General features: G+C 44.0%; 18 protein-coding genes. 12 read left to right on the top strand and 6 right to left on the bottom strand.

Features of this window, described 5'->3' with window-relative positions:
* Nucleotides 1-596: 596 nt before the first annotated feature.
* Both QUA04_RS20615 and QUA04_RS20620 read right to left on the bottom strand, forming a co-directional pair.
* A complete protein-coding gene (locus QUA04_RS20615; RefSeq protein WP_333259982.1) occupies nt 597-1,196 on the bottom strand; it encodes a class I SAM-dependent methyltransferase in 600 nt (199 codons plus the stop codon).
* A 177-nt stretch (nt 1,197-1,373) separates the two neighbouring features.
* Entirely contained in the window at nt 1,374-2,054 is a 681-nt protein-coding gene (locus QUA04_RS20620) for a DUF2834 domain-containing protein (RefSeq protein WP_333259984.1), read from the bottom strand.
* 253 nt (nt 2,055-2,307) lie between these two features.
* Between QUA04_RS20620 and QUA04_RS20625 the strand changes: the two genes are divergently transcribed.
* The 3 genes from QUA04_RS20625 to QUA04_RS20635 all read left to right on the top strand — a co-directional run bounded on the left by QUA04_RS20625 (nt 2,308) and on the right by QUA04_RS20635 (nt 4,866).
* Nucleotides 2,308-3,471: a baeRF3 domain-containing protein gene (locus QUA04_RS20625; protein WP_333259987.1), complete on the top strand. Its 1,164-nt coding sequence runs from the start codon at nt 2,308-2,310 to the stop codon at nt 3,469-3,471.
* Between the two features lie 18 nt (nt 3,472-3,489).
* Complete coding sequence (locus QUA04_RS20630; protein WP_333259990.1) at nt 3,490-4,182, top strand: SRPBCC family protein; 693 nt, start codon at nt 3,490-3,492, stop codon at nt 4,180-4,182.
* Between the two features lie 309 nt (nt 4,183-4,491).
* Nucleotides 4,492-4,866, top strand: a complete 375-nt coding sequence (locus QUA04_RS20635) for a signal peptidase I (RefSeq protein ID WP_333259993.1) — start codon at nt 4,492-4,494, stop codon at nt 4,864-4,866.
* Here the strand turns inward: QUA04_RS20635 and galK are convergent.
* Nucleotides 4,856-5,935, bottom strand: a complete 1,080-nt coding sequence (gene galK, locus QUA04_RS20640) for a galactokinase (RefSeq protein WP_333259995.1) — start codon at nt 5,933-5,935, stop codon at nt 4,856-4,858. The two genes, QUA04_RS20635 and galK, sit on opposite strands and share 11 nt — an antisense overlap.
* A gap of 181 nt (nt 5,936-6,116) precedes the next feature.
* On the opposite strand from galK, the gene rsmA reads away from it, so the two are divergent.
* Nucleotides 6,117-6,938, top strand: a complete 822-nt coding sequence (gene rsmA, locus QUA04_RS20645) for a 16S rRNA (adenine(1518)-N(6)/adenine(1519)-N(6))-dimethyltransferase RsmA (RefSeq protein WP_333259998.1) — start codon at nt 6,117-6,119, stop codon at nt 6,936-6,938.
* Nucleotides 6,939-7,069: 131 nt separating this feature from the next.
* Here rsmA and QUA04_RS20650 read toward each other — a convergent pair whose 3' ends face one another.
* On the bottom strand, nt 7,070-8,461 hold the full coding sequence (locus QUA04_RS20650) for a HAMP domain-containing sensor histidine kinase (RefSeq protein ID WP_333260001.1): 1,392 nt from the start codon (nt 8,459-8,461) through the stop codon (nt 7,070-7,072).
* 90 nt (nt 8,462-8,551) lie between these two features.
* On the opposite strand from QUA04_RS20650, the gene ispE reads away from it, so the two are divergent.
* From ispE to QUA04_RS20670, 4 genes are all read left to right on the top strand, one after another.
* Nucleotides 8,552-9,529: a 4-(cytidine 5'-diphospho)-2-C-methyl-D-erythritol kinase gene (ispE, locus tag QUA04_RS20655; protein WP_333260004.1), complete on the top strand. Its 978-nt coding sequence runs from the start codon at nt 8,552-8,554 to the stop codon at nt 9,527-9,529.
* Nucleotides 9,530-9,712: 183 nt separating this feature from the next.
* Nucleotides 9,713-10,066: a DUF3082 domain-containing protein gene (locus tag QUA04_RS20660; RefSeq protein ID WP_333260007.1), complete on the top strand. Its 354-nt coding sequence runs from the start codon at nt 9,713-9,715 to the stop codon at nt 10,064-10,066.
* Between the two features lie 72 nt (nt 10,067-10,138).
* Nucleotides 10,139-10,756, top strand: coding sequence for a DUF488 domain-containing protein (locus QUA04_RS20665; protein WP_333260009.1), 618 nt, complete (start codon nt 10,139-10,141; stop codon nt 10,754-10,756).
* A gap of 293 nt (nt 10,757-11,049) precedes the next feature.
* Entirely contained in the window at nt 11,050-11,784 is a 735-nt protein-coding gene (locus tag QUA04_RS20670; RefSeq protein WP_333260011.1) for a hypothetical protein, read from the top strand.
* A 497-nt stretch (nt 11,785-12,281) separates the two neighbouring features.
* Here the strand turns inward: QUA04_RS20670 and QUA04_RS20675 are convergent, their stop codons facing one another.
* The gene (locus QUA04_RS20675; protein WP_333260014.1) at nt 12,282-13,445 is read right to left on the bottom strand and encodes an AAA-like domain-containing protein; all 1,164 of its coding nucleotides are present in this window, start codon (nt 13,443-13,445) and stop codon (nt 12,282-12,284) included.
* Nucleotides 13,446-13,953: 508 nt separating this feature from the next.
* On the opposite strand from QUA04_RS20675, the gene QUA04_RS20680 reads away from it, so the two are divergent.
* From QUA04_RS20680 to QUA04_RS20695, 4 genes are all read left to right on the top strand, one after another.
* Nucleotides 13,954-14,787 (top strand): RNA polymerase sigma factor, encoded by an 834-nt coding sequence (locus QUA04_RS20680; protein ID WP_333260017.1) that lies wholly within the window; start codon nt 13,954-13,956, stop codon nt 14,785-14,787.
* Nucleotides 14,788-14,979: 192 nt separating this feature from the next.
* The gene (locus tag QUA04_RS20685) at nt 14,980-16,548 is read left to right on the top strand and encodes a tetratricopeptide repeat protein (RefSeq protein ID WP_333260020.1); all 1,569 of its coding nucleotides are present in this window, start codon (nt 14,980-14,982) and stop codon (nt 16,546-16,548) included.
* Nucleotides 16,549-16,706: 158 nt separating this feature from the next.
* Nucleotides 16,707-18,047 carry a hypothetical protein gene (locus tag QUA04_RS20690; RefSeq protein ID WP_333260025.1) on the top strand — a complete coding sequence of 447 codons (1,341 nt, stop codon included), beginning with the start codon at nt 16,707-16,709 and terminating at the stop codon, nt 18,045-18,047.
* A 146-nt stretch (nt 18,048-18,193) separates the two neighbouring features.
* Nucleotides 18,194-20,011 carry a caspase family protein gene (locus QUA04_RS20695; protein ID WP_333260028.1) on the top strand — a complete coding sequence of 606 codons (1,818 nt, stop codon included), beginning with the start codon at nt 18,194-18,196 and terminating at the stop codon, nt 20,009-20,011.
* A 51-nt stretch (nt 20,012-20,062) separates the two neighbouring features.
* Here QUA04_RS20695 and QUA04_RS20700 read toward each other — a convergent pair whose 3' ends face one another.
* On the bottom strand, nt 20,063-20,437 hold the full coding sequence (locus tag QUA04_RS20700) for a hypothetical protein (protein ID WP_333260031.1): 375 nt from the start codon (nt 20,435-20,437) through the stop codon (nt 20,063-20,065).
* Nucleotides 20,438-20,481: the final 44 nt, after the last annotated feature.

The raw sequence follows: 20,481 nt of genomic DNA on the forward strand, positions 1-20,481 counted from the left end.
ATTGTTTTGGATTCTAGCAGGCGGGGCAATCACCCTTTAGCGGCTTGTAGTTCAGGATTCTCATAAACGCTATATATTGTGTTTATGCGTAAGTCCTGTGAACAAACGTTGACGGCGCGGGGCGGGCGTATATTACTGGTGGAAACGTCAGGGCTGCCGGACTTCGATCGCACGCGGGTGTTCTACGCGAAATGCGGTTATGAGGAGGAGGCGCGTATTCGCGACTTCTACGCGGCGGGCGATGATAAAGTCGTGTTCCGCAAAGTGTTAAGCGCAGACTAGACCACGGTCTGGGGCAATGGGCGTACACAACTCTGTTGCAGCGAACTAGCAAGAGATCTTGCTGGAGTCGCAAAGGTTACTTGCAACTCCTCAACAGGAAAGTTAAGGCGATTTTTCACGGGAGAGGGTACGCCAACGCAGATTGGTATTTACGATTATGTCAACGCCCTTAATGTTCTGAGAGTCGATTTTTGAGCATTCGTCAATCCCGTTGCCCCTTGAATATTCATACCTTCATACAGTCGATCGCCCATCAACATCTTAATACAGCGCCCAGTTGCGACATTCCACACTTTAATGGTGCGAATGATAAATTAGGTCTTTTGGGCAATTATATAAACATGATTTTCAGGATACTGGTCGTATTCGAGATGGCGGCAGGTGCAATGATGATCAACCAGAATTTGCAGGAAAGTATCTACACCCAAAGTACTGTAATCAAAGTCTTGACCTTGAAATGCTCCCGAAACCTCGCTGCTTGTATGTCCGCCGCCACAAGTGAACAGGATCACTCCATTGGGTTCAAGCGCATCGGATAGCTTTTGTATCACAGGCGCTTGCTTGTTGATTGGCAGATGAAACGTACTGTCCCACGCTGCAATCAGGCTGTAAAGTTTCGGCGGCAGCCACTCACAAATGTCTTCCCGGTAAAACGTGATTTCTGGATGTAGCTGCTGGGCTAAATCGATCATTTCGCTAGAAATATCAAGTCCTTCAGGCTGAAATCCATGCTTGGATAAACTGTTAATAAAACGTCCGCTGCTTCCACACCCGACATCAAGTGCTGCGTGCTGGTTAGAAGTAAATTTTATCGCCCGTTCTAATTGGGCAATCCCGTAGGTTGAATCTTGATGCTGAGTTTGCCACCATTGGGCAATTCGGTCGTAGCGGGCCGATGTATCATTTGGCTCCATAGAGTCACCTCATAAGTGGCGATCGAGATTTTCAGGACAATTAAAATCTTTCTCCACGGTACACCCAGACTACGCCATCGCCCCTAACGCTTTCAATCTCGCTTTTTGAGCGTTTGTTAATCCCGTTGCGGCTTGAATATTCATTACATCTTGAACACTACCAAATTTTTCAATGTTTCAATTTCTTGCTGTCAGTGGGAAATTGGCGATTTCTGTTGCAGATTCTGGCAGAGGGGGGCGCAGACAAAGATAGACTAGCGGCCCTAACAGCGGAACTAGAGAGACTGCCCAAAAAATGCGATCGTCCGCAAGTCCACGGCGTGCCATGTCGTCTACCAAAAGAGAGGGAAATATTACAGCCATCAAGCAACAATCCCAAGTTATTAAATGCACAAAAGGAATTGACTGCCACTGACTGACATAATCTCCCCAATCTCCATTTAACCAAGCCCAAGCTAACAGCCAGATAGTAGTTAGTAAAAGTACAATGCCTGTCCAGCGGGAGTCTGATATTTTGATCAACATATCTTTGCGGCCGGAAAATTGTGGCTGGGGCTGGCGGAGGAGTAAGTAGGGAATTAAGCCGATGATGCCGGCGCCGTTGGAAGCGAGGAAAGCAGGCAAAGCGGATATATTTTGGGTTTTCTCATCAATGAATAGGAGGCAAGCGTAGACCATCGGCCAGACTCCCATGAGAGCGAATATGGTGACAAGGTAGGGGTTAATTCCTTCTAGCTGCAACTTGAGCATTTTTTCCATAACTGTTAACGTTCCGGGCTGATCGAGAGGAGCTAGCAGCAAGGTGTAGGCAATAAATATTGCCCACAGCAACCACAGAAACATTTTTGTTTTCATCATATATATATAACGAGTAGTAGAAGCCGACTAAAGTAAATTATGGTAAAGTAGCGGCCGAGTTAGCGGCGTCTATCTTAGGTGATAAGCAGTTTGATTGGAACAGCCGCTGCAAACCCCGTTTTAGTTCGGGGATGAAATGCTCTACAGCAGCCGATCCTTACTTTAGGCAGACGCAGGGGCCAGGTCAGGAGAGATACATTTTAAAGAATCGGTTGTTTTTATTACAAAACCCCTTAGAAAAGGAGTTTCAGCGGTGAACTTAATATCTGTAGAGGAACTCAAAGCGCTGGTACAACAATCTCCTGGATTGTGCGTCTCTATTTATATGCCAGTCGCTCAAGGAACAGAAATTCAACAAAATCCGATTCGGTTCAAAAATTTAATCAGAGAGGCTGAAGACAAAATTGTAGAGTACGGATTTGACAAAAAAGAAGCTGCCCAATTGCTAGAGCCAGTCCGAGCAGAAATTGACCAGGAAAACTTTTGGGAAAATCAAAGCAACCTGCTGGCGATTTTTGTCGCTTCGGGATTTTTCCGCTACTATAGCTGTCCGGTGGATTTTGAGGAATTAGTTGTTGTAAGCGACAATTTTCACGTCAAACCGCTGATGCCTCTGCTGACAGGAGATAATTTATTTTATGTGTTAGCTCTCAGTCAAAAGGAAGTGAGACTGATTGAGTGTACGGCTTACAGTGCTCGGGAAGTTGAAGTTGAAAACTTGCCGAAAAGCCTTGATGAGGCTCTGCAATATGACCCGACTGCTAAAGAAGGTCAGTTTCGGATTGCTACTTCAAAAGGAGGCACTAATAATTCTTTTCAGCAGCCGGGAAGTTTTCACGGTCAAGGAAGTCCGGATCGAGATGAGCCCCAGCAGGAAATTGTGCAGTATTTCCACATAATAGATGGGGCGCTGCACAAATATTTGCACAATAAAAAAGCTCCTTTAGTGTTAGCTGGAGTTGAGTATTTGCTCCCGCTTTACCGAGAAGCCAATACCTACCCGCATTTAGTTGAAGAAGGAATTACAGGCAATCAGAAACTTCTCAAGCCGGAAGAGTTGCGGGCTGAAGCTTTGCCGCTGGTGGAACCTTTGTTTTTGCAGGCTCAGTCGGAGGCGATCGCACAATACCACGATCTGACAGGAAGCGATAAAATTTCTGCTGATTTGAAAGAAGCTGTTTCGGCTGCTTATTTTGGACGGGTCGATCGACTATTTGTTGCTCTTGGCGTTCAGCAGTGGGGTACTTTTAATCCCGATACGAACGCGGTGCAAATCCACCCAGATGCAGAATTGGGCGACGAAGATTTGTTGAATGCAGCAGCCATTCAAACTATTCTCAACGGCGGAACTGTTTACGCGGTGCCGCCGGAAAAAGTGCCGGACGAGGCACCTTTAGCTGCTATTTTTCGCTATTAATTTACGAGGTTTAAACCCATGGAATCTACTTCAATGACAAATTCCGACAAACAAAACCAAAGTAGCAGCGGCGATACCGAACGCTGGGCATCTTTAATAGGTGGCGGGGCACTGGTGCTTTTTGGTTTGTCACAGCGTTCTTTGAGAGGTGCTTTGCTGGCGGTTGCGGGCGGCGGTTTAGCGGCGCGCGGGCTGGGGGTTGTGGAGGGTTTGCAGTCTGCTGCGGATCCGAATCAAAGCATTAAAGTTGAAAAGACGGTGACGATCGACAAACCGGCTGATGAATTGTACCGTTTATGGCGCAATTTTGAAAATTTGCCTCGGTTTATGAAGCATCTCAAACACGTTACGGTCATCGATGAAAAACGTTCTCACTGGATTGCCAGCGCGCCGATGGGCAATAGTGTGGAATGGGATGCAGAGATTGTCCGCGAAGAAGAAAATCGCTTAATTGCTTGGGCGTCTGTTGAAGGATCTGATGTTGACAATTCGGGTTTTGTGCGCTTTCAACCGGCATCAGCGGGACGCGGTACTGAAGTAAAAGTTGTCATCGAATACAACCCTCCGGGCGGTGCAATTGCTGCTGGCGCTGCTAAACTATTTGGCGAAGCTCCCGAACAGCAAATTGCCAATGATTTACGTCGCTTTAAGCAGTTGATGGAAGCTGGGGAAATAGCGACTACGGAAGGTCAACCTTCGGGCCGCAAGTAATAAGTTAGATGGTGTCTCCGGATCTAGCTAACATCTTGCATTATTCTCAGAACAGGCAAGATGCCTGTTCCACAAAGAATTAATTTATTGTGGGGTGGGCATCCTGGCCGCCCCTCAAAAGTTTACTGAAAATGGTGCAAGATGTCAGATATAACTAACATCTTGCACCATTCTCAGAACAGGCAAGATGCCTATTCCACAAAGAGTCAATTTATTGTGGGGTGGGCATCCTGCCCGCCCCTCAAAAGCTTATGGAAAATGGTGCAAGATGTCAGATATAAGCATCTTTGTTGTTTACCTGATTAGCTGATGTCATCTCAAGTGGTTTTCGGAAATGCGGGCGCTGAAGGTGCAAGTCGGGGCGGTTGGTTTGCGGGTCACTTTATGACGCCTGAAGATGACCCGCGATCGACTTCTGTTTTAGAGGTAAAATGGGGCACTCACCCCGCCGGAGATTGTAGGACTCAGTGGGCGGTAAATGCGGAAGCAACAACGCTTTCTATCCTGGTAAAAGGGCGGTTTCGCCTACAATTTCCAGAGCAAGAAATCTTGCTTTCTCGCGAAGGAGATTATGCTCTCTGGCTGCCGGGAGTGCCTCATTATTGGTCTGCCGAAGAGGAATCGGTAATCGTGACTGTGCGGTGGCCTTCCCTACCGGGAGATAGTTCTGGAGTTAAGAAGTAACTTTAACTTCGGGAACCAAAACGCGGCCGCTATAACCTGCGCGCTGGTAGCGATCGATCGCCTCGGATGCGATAACACCCGCTTTCCCACTCTCCACCAGCGCTACGCAAGCGCCGCCAAAACCTCCGCCCGTCAGCCTTGCGCCGAAGACTCCAGGGATTGACTGCAAGATGGCCGCCAGCGCGTCTACTGCCGGCACCGAAACTTCGTAGTCGTCGCGCTGGCTGGCGTGGGAAGCATTCATTAACTCGCCAAAACGTTTTGCTGGTAAAGATTTTACCGCTTCGAGTACGCGGTTGTTTTCAGTAACCACGTGCCGCGCTCGCCTTCTGAGGGGTTCCGGCAATACTTCCACTGCTTGCGGATCGGCGATATCCCTAAGAGCTTTAACTCCCAATATCCGCGCGGATTCCTCACACTCGGCGCGCCGCTTGTTGTAACCACTTCCTGCTGCTAGTTCGTGGCTTTCGCCACTGTCAATTATTAAAATTTCTGTGTTTGTGGGAAAAGGTATCGGGCGGCATTCGAGGCTGCGGGTGTCGATAAATAGCATGGTGTTGGTGTCTGCTAAACTCGACGCCATTTGATCCATGATGCCACAGTTCAAGCCGGCATATCGGATTTCGACTTGCTGTCCGATTTGAGCTAGCCGCACGTCCTCTAGGGGGAGGTTCAGCAGCGCGCGCAGTCCTCTGAGGGTTGCTATTTCTAAAGCGGCGCTGCTGGACAAACCGGCTCCGATCGGCACATTCGAGCTAATGTAGAGATTTATTGGCGGTATTTTGTATCCTTCTTTTTCTAAAAGTCTGAGGCAGCCACAGATATAACTGACGAATTTTTGCGGTATGGTATCGTCGTCTGAATAATTTATGAGTTCGTCATATTCTGCAGAATAAAAATGGTGGCGATCGTCACTGCTGAAGCCGATTTGTACTGTTGTGCGCTGGGGAATCGCAGTTGGAAGTACAAATCCATCGTTGTAATCTGTGTGTTCGCCCAGCAGGTTTACTCTGCCGGGGGCGCTGGCTGTGGTTTGGGGTAATGTACCAAATACTCGTTGGAATTTCATTTTTGGGGAATTGGTAATTGGGAAGAAATTAATTTATTTTTTATCGTTTATTCTTTATATAGTGCCCAAGTTTTTTGCTTAATTCAACCCCTGTTAACAAAAATAAACATCACCGTAGGTTGGGAAAAGATATTGAGCTGTGATAGAATGACAGGCTAAGATTTCTCCAAAAATTCAAAAAATGCGATCGACCAGACCCCGAAAACAGTTTGCTCAACATTGGCTCAAAAGCGAGAAAGCCTTAGATAAGATTGTGAAAGCGGCTGCTTTGGATCGCGATCGCGTCCTGGAAATTGGGCCGGGTACGGGGATTTTGACTCGACGCTTGCTGCCTGCGGCTGAGTCTGTTGTTGCTGTGGAGATCGATCGAGATTTGTGTCTCAAGCTAGCCAAACAACTCGGCAAAACCGACAATTTTTTACTGCTACAAGGCGACATCCTGGAAATGGACTTAGAGGCGGAACTAACGGCATTTCCCAAATTCCAAAATCCGAATAAAGTTGTTGCCAATATTCCTTATAATATCACCGGCCCGATCCTGCAAAAACTGCTGGGAACGATATCTGTTCCTGCTGCTAAACCCTTCGATTCGATCGTACTCTTAGTGCAGAAAGAAGTGGCCCAAAGGCTTTACGCTAAACCGGGTTCGACAGCTTTTGGCGCTTTGTCGGTGCGGGTGCAGTATTTAGCAGAATGCGAGTTAATTTGCGATGTGCCCTCTAAAGACTTTTTTCCGCCCCCAAAAGTCGATTCAGCCGTGGTGCGGCTGCTTCCCAGACAGATAGAAACTGCGGCGGTTAATCCGCGCTATTTGGAGAATTTAGTTAAGTTGGGATTTGGTAGCAAGCGCAAGATGCTGCGAAATAATTTGAAAGGGGCTGTGGATTTAGATAAACTCGTTCACGTGCTAGAAGAGTTACAGATAAATCCTCAATCTCGCGCTGAAGATTTAAGCGTGGCGCAATGGGTAAATTTGAGTAATAATATTATGTGCGAGGTTTGAAGTTAACGATTGTGTTAGATACCCGAATTATTAATGAGGTCTGGTATCTGGGTATTTTATTTTTTATGAATAAAGACCTTTCGGCCTGACTACAAATAGTTGAATTTAGGTTGTTGTGGATTTTTAAAGGTTTATTGCAGGCTAATCGGAATTTTAATAATAAATTCCGCACCTTTCCCTGGTGCCGAAATACACTGCAATTCGCCTTGATGTGTTACTGTGATAATAGCATGGCTGAGCGCTAAACCCAATCCAATCCCTTGTTTGCCTACTGGTTTCGTGGTAAAAAATGGATTAAATAACTGCTTCATCACTGATTCTGTTATTTCTGGCCCGTTGTTGCTAATTCGGATTTCTACCTGTTCATTTTCTAAAAGTTTGGTAGCAATTTTGATATTGGGTGGATCGGGTTGGCTGGCTGCAACCGACTCGCTGTGGCTGTTTTCTTCTAAAGCCTCAATCGCATTACCAATGATAGTGATAAATACTTGATTTATCGCTCCTAAATAGCACTCTATTTTCGGCAAATTGCCATATTCTTTGATAACTTCAATGTGGCATGAACCTTGCTTAGGCGTCAATCTGCTTGACAACATCTTCAGTATACTGTCCATACTTTCGTGAAGGTCGGCTATTTTTATATCTGCTGCGTCAAGGCGAGAACCAGTCCGTAGTGACTGGACAATACCAATGAGGCGGTCTGCTGCAATTGTGAGAGAAATTAATATTTGTGGTAGGTCTTCTTTAATAAAATCTAAATCTATATCAGAAATTTTTTTTTGAATAGTTGGTAGCGGATGGGGATACTTATCTTGATAGAGATTGACGAGTTCTAGCAAACTATCTACATACTCGCGAACGTAAGTAAGATTGCCGCAAATAAAGTGAATCGGATTGTGAATGTGATGAGGCAGTTCAGTCAATAACTGCCTAAAAAATGACATTTCTGGACTAGGGATTAGCTGGGATCGAGCCTGATTCAATTCAGACAAGACTTGTTCGAGTTTTTGAGCTTGAGACTTTAACTCTTCCGTGCGTTGTTCAAGTAGAATTTCTAATTCTACTTGAGCTTTTTGTAGTGCAGCTTGTGCTAATTGGTGATCAACAATTTCAGATTCTAGGAGTCGGTTGGTGGATTCTAACTGTGCGGGACTGGGAAGTGCTAAGGCTTGAGGCATTAAGTCTACCAAAAGTATGGCTGTAGCAAATGAAATAAGGGCAGTAATTGCTTTCATTGTTCCTGAAAGCCAATAGGTAGGATGCCAAAGCGTCCAGACTTCAAATATGTGAGTGATGCCACAGGCGACGAGAAAGGCTCCAAACAAGGCAAAGATCCAGTCAAAGGGCAAATCTTGGCGTTTGGAAATAAAATAAACCAATGTAATCGGGATGGAAAAATACGCCAGTGCAATTATAGAATCTGAGGCAAGATGAAGCCAGACTAACGGGGTATGCCAGAGATAGCAGTGACCGTGAGGAATAAATGACCCGGAACTAAAAAAAGTTTTCCACATTTCCTGCATAATATTTCCTTTGAGTTGTGAGAAAATGGACTCGGACTGGTGTCAATTAATTTCAACCAGGGGTTTCTTTCACCTGCGGCTTAATCACCTATGCGTTCATATTCTCTGCTAGCTTCAGCAAAAATCAATCTGTATTTGGAAATCATAGGCGATCGCCCCGACGGATTCCACGAACTGGCGATGGTACTTCAAAGCATAGATTTAGCCGATCGAATTGACTTGCGCGCGATCGGTACGGACACGATTCGCGTGCGCTGCGATCACCCGCAAGTCCCTCCTGATAAGAATAACCTGGCTTACCGGGCGGCGGATTTGTTGGCGAAGCAATTCCCCGATGCTTTGGCGAAATACGGCGGAGTCGAGATTGCCATTCACAAGCAGATTCCGGTGGCGGCGGGGCTTGCCGGCGGTTCTGCAAATGCGGCTGCGGTTTTAGTCGGGATGGATTTGCTGTGGCAATTGGGACTTACTCAGTCAGAGTTGCAAGAGTTGGGAGGAACTTTGGGTTCGGATGTGCCTTTTTGCATTGCTGGAGGTACGGCTTTGGCAACCGGTCGCGGAGATAAACTGTCGCCGCTGCCTGATTTGGGGGGCTTTTCTGTGGTGTTGGCAAAGTACCGCAATCTCAGTATTTCTACCGCATGGGCGTATCAAACTTATCGGCAGCAGTTCAGTAGTTCCTATTGTGCAGCGGAAGATTTGGAGTGCCGTCGGCAACGGCTGCATTCGGGCCCGATGGTGGGGGCGATCGCCCAAAAAGATCGATCGAAAATTGGTCAATTGCTGCACAACGATTTAGAAAAAGTTGCTTTACCTGTGTACCCGCAGGTGGTGCAGTTGCGGCAGGCTTTTGAGTCGGCGGGGGTTTTGGGAACGATGATGTCGGGTTCTGGGCCGAGTGTGTTTGCGCTGGCGGAGTCTCCAGAGCAGGCTCAGCAGATTTTGGAACGGGTTAAAAGTGCGATCGCTTCTCCCGATTTGGATTTTTGGGTAGCAAAGTTTAGCAATACTGGGATTCGGATTTTTTCGGAGGGAAATGATACGAAACCGCCGATTTCGAGGGTGTAACTCGCAGATGCTGCGATCGCGATCGCCCGTTAAACGTGTCTAATAGGCGAGGGTCAAGATGAATCTAACTTTTCGCAGAGTCTATTGAGATCGAAGAACTGATAATATGTCATGCAACACGGATTTTAGTTTTGGTGAATTAACCAGAAATCTAAAATCTAAAATCTAAAATCTAAAACCGCCATGACTGATTTAACTAATCCAAATTCTACTTCTAAACCTCTGAGTTCGGCTGGAGATGCAACCTCTGCATCTTCCACGCCACCGACTATTTTGCGGTGCGTGATGGGTTCGCTGATCGCGGGCGGGTTTGCGGCGGCTTTGTACGCGCTAACTTTGTCGATCGTCCAAACTTTTGCTAATAAGCCGATTCAGTCTGACAATGTAACTGCGATTAATATTGCGGGGGCTGTGCGAACTTTAGTCATGGGGATTGTCGCTTTGGGTGCGGGTGTTTTTGCTTTTGCGTCTTTGGGTTTGATGCTGCTGGCTTTGCAACTTTTGATTCAAAAGTTGCTAAAGAAACCTACAGCTTGAAGTCTACCAATTGCAATAATTGGGCTACACCAACTTTCGTCTAGGCAAAGACTGCATAGTAAGATCGAAGCAATGGAATTATTTACGATCGGACACTCCAATCTGAGTATTGAAGCGTTTGTTTTGCTGCTGCAACAACACGAAATTACGGCGGTTGCGGACGTGCGCTCGCATCCTTTTAGCCGCTATTTACCTCATTTTAATAAATCCGAAATTAAAGCTTCTTTGTCAAGTGTCGGCATTCAATATGTTTTTTTAGGCAAAGAGTTGGGCGCGAGACCAGAGGATTTAAGCTGTTACGATACTAGCGGTAAAGCTTTATACGATCGCATAGCAGCAACTCCTCTATTTTCCGCAGGAATGCAGCGCTTGATCCAAGGCGCAGCCAATTATAAAATCAGTTTAATGTGTGCGGAAAAAGACCCGATTACTTGTCATCGGACTATTTTAGTGTGCCACAAACTTAAAGTATTTAATTTACAAATTCATCACATTCTTTCAGATGGAAATTTAGAATCGCACGAGCATTTAGAAGAAAGACTTTTGAGCAAGTTTAACAAAAGCCAAAAAACTGATGAACCAATTCAATTAAGCTTGTTTGAATTAGAGCCTCATGTTAAAACTGAAAGGGTTGATTTAGATACAGCTTATTATCGTCACGGATGGGAAATCGCTTATGTCAGCAAATAAAGCAATTAATTAATTTATTAAATATGTCGCAGTTGGCGAATTTTGCTAAGCCAAAATATTTAAATTCCTGCCCGCAAAACCTAATTTTGTATGGGCGCATTGCGCCCATTAATGCTAGAAGTAGCGCGTCAAACGGTTTTTCGCATAAGTCCTGAACAAATCTTGACATCGCATACATTTATAAATTAGGGTACAGCCCTCCGCGCCCACCCTATTTTTATAAATTTTGTTCAATTTTTAACGGTGTTCGTGCTATAATTCTGCGGGACTATAGCAGAAAGGGGTGCTTTTTGATGAAAGCAGAATTTTATTTTGACTGTCACAAATATATTTGCAGTTTAGTTCAAGTAGATTTTGTCAAAGAATTAAAAATAAAAAATCATCAAGGTTTTGTTTTGGCTGTTAAGCAAGGACAAAAGATTGGACTTTTGGGAAAAAGTCGCCATAATGCTAAACAAGTTGATGTATCTAAGCCACATTTTTATAATGTAATTAAAGCGGCTATGAGCGCTTTGGAATTAGAAACTAAAAATGAGGTTATATTAGAGAGAAATCGAACTCTTGCTGATGCCGAAGAAATGATTCAGCAGCAAAACCGAGAAATTCGCGTTCTCAACGAACAGATTAGAATGCTTGCGACTAAGGTTGAGGAATTGTCAAGGGAAAAGCAGCAGTTATCCATGCAGCTAGTAGAAAAGGAAATCAGAGAAACTGACATTAGTCAAGAAATTGATAACTTTCCTGCTACCCAGGAAGATTTACCGGCGGCGGAAATTGAGCAGGGGCTTGAAGAAACTGAAATTAGTCAAGAAATCGCACAATTCCCGATTCAAACTTCTGGCTTGGACGTGCAGTTAATCGCCAATGAACAGAATTCGGAGGAGATTGAGGAAGAGGAAGAAATCAGTGGGGGCGATGTTAAAAGTGTCACTTTAGAAATTAGAGAAGAAGTAGAATTTCAAGGAGGCGAAACTGAAATTAAGCGACTGCCTAAAAGAGGTTCCCAGAGAAGGATGAGAAAGAAATAATGATGATATATTTTTTCTAGAGTGTGAGGCGCTAGTTATAGCGAAAATGTGCGCCGTATACACGCTAAATATAGAGTTTATGCGTATCTATTGTGCATCTTTATATTCCTCGCTATGTGGCAAAATTTCTCTGGTTCTTGTCCGGAATCAACTGACGGCTACTCTTTGTCCGATCGCCCTGTTTTGTTCAATAAATCCGGGTACTTCTGCGATGGGCAAAAATGGAGAAGCTAAACTTTGAGCAGCACGATCCTATTTTCCTTCTACAAGCTGATATAGTTCTAAGGTTTGCCCGCGCTATCTCCAAAGTTCGGGAACGCGAAGGGAAGAATAAATGGTGAACTTATTTAGAGAAGAACTTGTCTAGTCCGACTCTACACCCAAATCCGGCGGGTCTGTTTCTAACTCAATATTTTTGCTTCTGACTAAAGCTGAACTCTGGATGTAGAAACAGGTATCCAGTTCGATTTCGAGAAGCTGATTTTTACTGGGTGAAATTAGGATATAGGAGGAAGATAGGCAATAATGTAAAGTTTGGTGAGAAGATTCAAAACCTGTGCTATTTCCCACATTTGTTGCAGGGAGATGTCCTGCACCCAAAAAATATGATATAAAGCCAATCGGATGAAATGGGGATGCCCACCCACAAAATTTATTAGTTTCTCTACATCCTGTATTGACCAATCCAATCCATGCCGAAGTGCTAAATTTTGTACTTGAGCGTTGGTAAAATTAGGTAGTTCAACTGACAGCCCTACATTAAATGCTGACTGATTAATATTAAGTGTAATAGAAACTTCTGTAGAGTGTACTACTACTAACCGAAGTTTCTGCCAGATATTACTACTGCGATCGCCATACTTGCCTTTTTCGTACCAAGCTCGCAGCAAACCAAAAAAGTCAGAAGCAATTTCGGGGTGAGCGAAAACGCGATCGACATCATCTAAGGCGAGTACCAGTGGTGAATCGATTTGAGCTAATAAATAATTCTCAAAATAATCTGTGGTGTTATAATTGCTACCAAACATCTCATCCCAATAGTCTGCTAGTTTGTTCGGTAGCTTCAAGCTCCGACTCACGCAAGCACAAAACCATTGCAAGAATCGATCCAGATTGGTGAATACTTTTTCATCAGCCAGCTTGAGATTCAACACCACTGTTTGATAGCCCTGTTTTCTCGCCCGTTCCACGATTCTTGCCATCAAGGAAGTTTTACCCATTAGTTGGGGAGCTTTGATGCGAATTAAGGCACCAGGTTGCAATATCGCTTCGCAGGTTCGAGATTCAATGGGAGGACGTTCTACATAAAACGCCGAATCGAGAGGTACTTGACCCCCCGGTAATTCTGGCTTTACATCTACACGATCGCGTTCAACTTCTTTCATCTGAGTTTCGGGCCAAGAATAATCAGATGGCTCCAAAATTAGATTAAAAGCCCTGAAATAGCGCTTGAGGGTTTGCTTATCAACGGTAGTAGAGCCATTATGAACCCGGAGCAAGGTATCTACAGCTAAGCCAGTGCGATCGCTCAACTTTTCAAGAGTGTATCGGTAGCCACTGTTTTCTTTAAATTCCGCCTCTGATTTCGCTTTTTGAAGTTTGTTCCATCCTTGAGGGGTAAGGATTACACCGCGCCTGCGTCTGTATTTAGGCTGATACATAGGGTTATTCAAGTTAAGGTACCGTACATTTAACTGTTAAATGGGAAAAATAGAGGAAAAGCTTTCAATCCCTCTCGTTTGCACCGGAAATCGGCTGCAATCCTACTGTATTAGCCTGGAACTTAAAAAACTAGATAACTTAATAGCCGTTAGTTAAGCTAAACAACCGAAATAAGAGAGTATTTTCCATGATTGTAGGAAATTTTTCTGAATTTTAGCAAGTTTGGCGCATGAGGTGGCTCAATTGGCTACCAAACTAAGACGGGACATTTGGGTTATAAACCCTTTTCCCTAAAAAAGAAGTTGATTGTACTGCAATAGAAAGGTAGCCGCTAAATTTTCCAGCCAATACCACCCTTGCAGGTGGTATTGGCTGGGAATTTGAGGAATAAAAATCCTTAACTTCGGATCTTAACTGCGAAAACTGCGATTGTTGACAGCGAGGAGAAGAGGCAAACTGGACTTGAGACTTGTTCAGCCAATGCTCTCCTAGTGAAGGAACAACTTGATGCTAGATAAAGAAAGCTTGACAGAGAATGTAACAAATGTAACTCCCCACCGATTTCGTTCCCTGATCGCTCAAAAAGCCACAAGTGAGACAAAGTTAGACGAGCAACTCCTATTAAAACGGCTGTCTCAAGGCGACAAAAGGGCGTTCTGGCAGTTATGGATATGGCATCAAGATTATCTCTACCGTTGCTGTCAAACATGGATGGGAGGCGATCGGGTAGAGGCAGAAGAAGCACTGAGTCGAGCAAGGCAAAAAGCCTGGGAAAAAATGCCTTGTTTCGCTGACACAATTAGTTATCCTAAAGCTTGGCTGGCTCGACTAACTCATAATATCTGCATCGATATACATCGAGAACGCAAGAAAGGTGCAAAGGGTGTCGAGAACATTGAAAATATTTCAGAAGATGAGGGAATTGGTGGTAGCAGCGAATCACCCGAAGCTGCCATGCTGCGTCAGGAAACGAGCCAACACATACGCCGTGCTATTAATAGTCTACCTGCCAAACTGCGAGACCCTTCGATTTTGCTGTGGTATGAGGAGATGCCTTACCGAGATATTGCCAAAAAATTGGCTCTTTCTGAGAATAATGTGCGTAAACGCATCCAACTGGCACGAGAGATTCTGCAAAAGCAGTTGCACAATTATCGTTTAGGTTTGGATACGGCAGAAGTCGAGGAACCGAACTCGGATGAAGCGAAAACATCCGGATGTGAAATGTTGAGGGTAGAAGAGTATGTGCAACAGCCAATTGATTATAAGGTAACAACTACTTATCTCGATTCACTGTTACATACGAGATATAGCTCATCCAGCCTTTTGAGTTGGAAATAATTCCGATATCTTACAGAATACAGAGCTTTTCAAGTCTGATTGTAGGGGCGACTTTGGTACGTTGTTGGGCTTTAGCGCTCTTATGAAAACTCAGATAAGAGCGCTAAAGCGCAACAACATACCTTAAAAGGAAATTGTTGCAGATATTGGGGTGCATTTACAAGCCATTAACTATAATAGGTTTACTCCAATATGTCTAGAGTCACTGCTACTTGCCTGGTACAGCTTAATCAGCCTACCGGGGTGGAAATGAATGCTTATCTAGTTTTAGATGAGAAACTCACAAGGCAAGATATCAAGCTAAAAACATTAAGTAAATACGTGGAGCAGCATCCCACGGGATGGAAGAAACGAAGGGAATTAGCCGAACTGCTATATGCAATGGGCAACTGGCAGCAAGCAGTGGAAGAATATCGCCAAGTGCTACAACGGCAACCTCAATTAATTGATGTGAAATTGCTATTGGGAAAAATATTGCAGTTGATGGGGAAAGAGACTGAAGCAATTGCAGTTTATGAAACGGCTAAAAGTTTATCTGAGAACGAAGCAGTCGGACATCATATTAATGGATTAATTGCAGTGTGTCGCCGTTGTATTGAGCAGGCGGCGGTGTCTTTTGAACAAGCAACATTGCTAGAACCAGAAAATACGGCTCACTGGCTGGCTCTGGGATTTATTTATTTGGAAAAAGAAGCTCCCATTGCAGCGTTGCAAGCTTTCGATACGGTTTTGCAACTCAATCCGAATGAGGTTGTAGCTAATAGTCACAGCTATGATGCGTTGATGATGTTGGGGAACTTTCAGGAAGCGGAACAACGTTTGCAGCGAGTGCTGGAGGTGTTTCCCCAGGATTTGCGGAGTCTGAAACTGCTGGCGGATAGTCGCTGTGGTACAGGATTAGTTCAGGGTGAGGAAGGTAAGCGGACAAAGCAAATGATTCAAACGATGCTGCGAATTGCTCCGAATGCTGCTTATGTTCAGGATTCGCTGGCGCAGTATCACCTGTTTCGAGGGGAGTGGAAAAAAGGGGTGGCTGTTTTGCAGCAGTTTGTTGAACAGCATCCGCTTAATCTCGGTGGCTGGTATTTCTATGGGCGATGTCTCTTCCGCACGGGGAATTCTATTGCGGCGGCGGAAGCGATGCTGAAGGCACATGGGTTGTATCCCAATGATGGGGAAATTTATCGGGCGCTGTGCGAGATTTTACCAGTGGCGGGGAGAGGAGATGAGCTCACACCTTTGGTGGAACAGATGTTGGTGCAGTTTCCAGAGCGCTGGAGTGTCTGGGCGACGGCGGGACGGGTGCTGGTGGAACATTTTCAAGAGATGGAGCGCGGATGTGCGTTGTCTGCACGGGGAATGCAGCTACAGCCGCAGTTAGCAGATGCTTGGTTGGGACATGGGCGGGTGTTGGCGCTGGCGGGGCGACACCGGGAGGCGGTGGATGTGTTGGAGCAAGGTTGGCAGTTGTTATTAGAAGGGGGGGGTGGCTTGCATTCTGTTCCGGCGGCGGTTTGGTTGGGTGAGAGTTATCGGGTTTTGGGTGAGGAGGAGAAGTGTCGGGGTTGGTTGGAGAAGGGGTGCGTTGGCGCTCTGGAATTGATGAGTTTTAATCCCTCTGTTGCACATTACTGGTGTGGTAGAGCGTTGTCGGAGTTGGGAGATGTGGGGGGTGCTGTGCAGAATTATCGCAATGCGCTGAGTCGGCATTTGTTTTACCCTGCTCGTGGGGAGGTTAAGGAAGATGTGGAACGTTTGTAGATTGTTGTTTGAAAGGGTTCCTGGCTTTGAAGCTTTGTTTAGTGGGTGCATCTATTTAAGAAAAAAGCTTCAAACTCGAAAAAATCACAAATTATCTCTAGTAATCGTTTTTAAGATGAAGAGCAGAAAAAAGTGCCGAAAAAGCCAAGGATACAAAGATGACTACTTACTATTTTACGGTTATTAAGAAAAATAAAAACTACAAAGCCAACCAGATCACTACTACTAATGTCTCCAATGCCATCAAAGGTAAAGAATTAGAAGGGAAACTGTTTATAGATACGCTTTTGATAAACAGTGGAACTTCACCTTCAGGTCAAGTAGATAGCAATGGGAACCAAACAGAGGTTAAAGACTGGTTAAGTCAAGCTCTTGACTCTCTAAATGCACAGGTAGGAAGTATTGGCTTACAGCAATTCAAAGTGTTTAATGTACTCGGTGAGGCTATGTCCAAAAAAGAAGTTTATCAACAATTAAAAGCTGGTGTAAGTTATGCAAATGCCAGTGGATATTCCATCCATACTCTTAAAGAGCTTTTGTCAGACCTCCAACCAGTTAATTACAAATGGTTGACCTACAACGCCTGCGAAGGTTTTTGGAGTGCTAGCATCAACGGACATCGCTGGGCAACCAGTTTTGCACCTACCGAATCTGGTGGTGATGAAGCATATACTCAAACTGTGGTTGAATTATCTGAAGCAATTCAGATAGCGGAGCGGTATGGTTTGTTAATCAATCCATACACACCGGAAGCCGTGGAAGGATTAATCTTACGAGTATCGGAAGCGATTGGAGCAGCTGCGCGAGTTCCCTATATGCTAAAAGATTTGTATGGCACAGGGGCAGCAGTAGGCTCCAAAGATTTCGTCTCAAGTGATATAACAATCAATCTTGTCAATAAAGATGCAGACGATCAGTACATTTTGGTTTTCCAAAAACCGTTCAATGTTAGTGAGATGTATACCACACTCTTTCCCGTAGCTTGGAAAGTAATTCCCCTGGGCAATAACTCAAATTCCTCAATAACTTATCCTGTGAACCTTCAAATTACGGTTAAAGAAAGTGCGCTAGCATATGACGCAAAGAACCGAGGTACAGTCCAACCAACTCCAGTCGGGCAACTATGGCAATTCTACAAGAAGAATGATTTTCCTCGTTTAGAGCAGATATCTGGTAAAACTGTAGATGGGCTGGTGGGGTGCGTTAATAATGCTGCAGAGAAGGTTGACGTAGCAATAGCAAAAGACAATAAACCATTAGTTGTCAAGTGTAATGTTGGCCAGGGAGATCAAGCAAACTTCACACTAACTCCAAAGCTATATTTTGCCTATGCTAGTGACCTACAAGAAGGAGACTTGATCAAGTCTGATGTCTCTGCCTCAAAAACATATGATCTGGATCTGACAAATCTCAAATCGATCGACCTTACGCTTTCCCTAAAAAATTCAAATACTGGACTGAAGGAGTGGATAACAAGTAACCAAGTATCTGCCAGTTAATTGAGAAAACAAAAGAAGCCAGACTTATCATACCAACATTTTTAGAATTTACAAGACTTGTAAAAACAAACAATGATAAGTCTGGCTTCTTACAGATTATTTGTTATTAGGAACATTGTTCAGAGTTAAACAATTAGAGGTTTATCATGTCTAAAAAAAAGGCTTTAGTTATAGGCATTAACGATTATCCAAGTCCTAACAGTCTATTCAGCTGTGTAAACGATGCTAAAAAATTCTCGGCTCTTTTAACAGAGAATTATGGCTTTAGTGAGATTTGTAACCGCTTTGATACAGAAGCAACTATCGATAATATCCGGCAAGATTTGAAATGGCTATTCCAGGATGTACAGCCAGACGACCGTCTCGTGTTCTATTATTCAGGGCATGGTTATCAGGCTGTCAAAGATGGTGTACTGAAAGATTGTCTAGTTTTGTATCCTCAAACCTTCTTTTTTGGCAACGAACTAAGTGCATTTACACAAAATATACCTACAGGCATTTTTACCCTAGTATTAGATAGCTGTTTTTCGGGAGGAATGGAAAAAGCCTTCTTAATAGCTGAATCAGGACAAGAAATTATTAGGGTTAAAAGCTGGTCTCCTCCAGATGAACAACTCAGGAGATTGAGCATAGCGCAGACAGATCGCAATATAGATTATCAACCATTTGGTCAACCTGTTATTCGCTCAAATTTACCTTTTAGAGACCTGATAGTATCTACTAATTTTCTCAGATTAATGTCAACGGAATCTAATAGTAAGCCAGTAAATGGACTATTGATGAGTGCTTGCAAAGCAGATGAAAAAGCAGCAGCCGATACTCCACAAACTCAAAACCTCTCAACTTTTACATTCTGTTTACTTCAAGCTATATCCAGTATAGGAACAACGATATCCAACAATAATTTACTCACAGTTATTAAGGAATATATACAAAAAATAGGCTTAACACAGACTCCTACACTTGTAGAACCTCCCGAACCTAAAGGTCTTGCTTCTGAGTCATTTCTTAACTTAGAACCTACGGGAAAAAATTTTGTATTAGCTATATACCCTGAGAAAGTAAATTTAGATAAAAATCAGAATTCAATTAGATTAAAACCGGCTATTATTACAACAATTGACGCTGAAACTACTAGAGATAAACAAAAAACATATGACAGATTAAAAGCAGGTGTGAGTTATGCTAATGCCACTGGATATTGTATCCATACTCTGAAAGAGTTGCTCTCAGACCTCCAACCAGTGAACTATAAATGGCTAATTTACAATCCTACAGACGGAGGTTCTTGGAGTGCTAGCATCAGCGGAAACCACTGGGGCACTGGTCTAGCACCTATTGAACCTAGCAGTGATGAAGCATATACTCAAACGGTAGTTGAATTATCTGAAGCAATCCAGATAGCTAAGCAACTTGGTCTACTACTTGACCCATACACCCACGAGGCTATGGAGGAATTAATATTGCGAGTTTCAGAAGCGATTAGAGATGCAGCAATAATCCCCTATTTGATACAGGAATTACACGCTAATTTAGAAGTGGCAAGCAAGTCAATAAATTGGGATACTATAGAGGTTTATCTTATCAATAAGACTTCCAGAAAGTTACTCCTTGCTACGGCTCATCTGGAACATGGTGAATTTACATCTGAGCCTAAAAGTGAAATTCCCAAAATACAAGATACAGAGCAACAGCTAGCCTTTATAGGGCTGAGTAGAGATTTATCCCTAGTAGGCGTAAAAGGAACTGTAGAATATAACACCGTAGATGAATCTGATCAACAAGTAAAATTAAGAATAGAATTTGATATTCCATCTATTGGTAGTAATTTCTTGATTGCCACCCTTGATGGCACCCATGCAATTAGCTACAAAGTTTATACGATAAAAGGTGGTGATTGGACTCAATCTAGCGGGACTAAAAAACTTACTGCGGTTATTCTGTTTGATTATAAAAATCCATAATATCAAGCTAGGGAGGTAAGCATTTGTTGAGCAAAAATCGGAACCATCGCTTTATCTACTCACCGCATCAAGGTGACTTCTGATGAACAGCCAATGGGAGCTGAGCGAATTCCGTATATTCATAGAAGAAACACTCAAACAATGGCTTGTACCAGGGGGAGCGATCGCGATCGCACTTATCAGCATAACTACGAGATAACCGAGAATTCGATCGCCCTTTAACATCACTCGTTTAATTATTTCGATCGCATTTTCGCCAAAATCCTCAACAGTTAAGCGGAAAAACCCCTCGCAGCCGATAATCACCCGCTTCTCCCCCAAATCTCCACGCACAACAGCATCCTCGAAATAATCTGACATTTCCCGCACACTTACAGGTACGATCGAACTATTGTCATCGGATTTGAGATGGGGGATTGTCCCCATCAGTCAGCCTGCGCGTGGGAATGAATCCCGGGGCTGGTTTTTTT

The sequence above is a fragment of the Microcoleus sp. S13_C5 genome (genome assembly GCF_036700845.1).
GTDB lineage: Bacteria > Cyanobacteriota > Cyanobacteriia > Cyanobacteriales > Microcoleaceae > Microcoleus.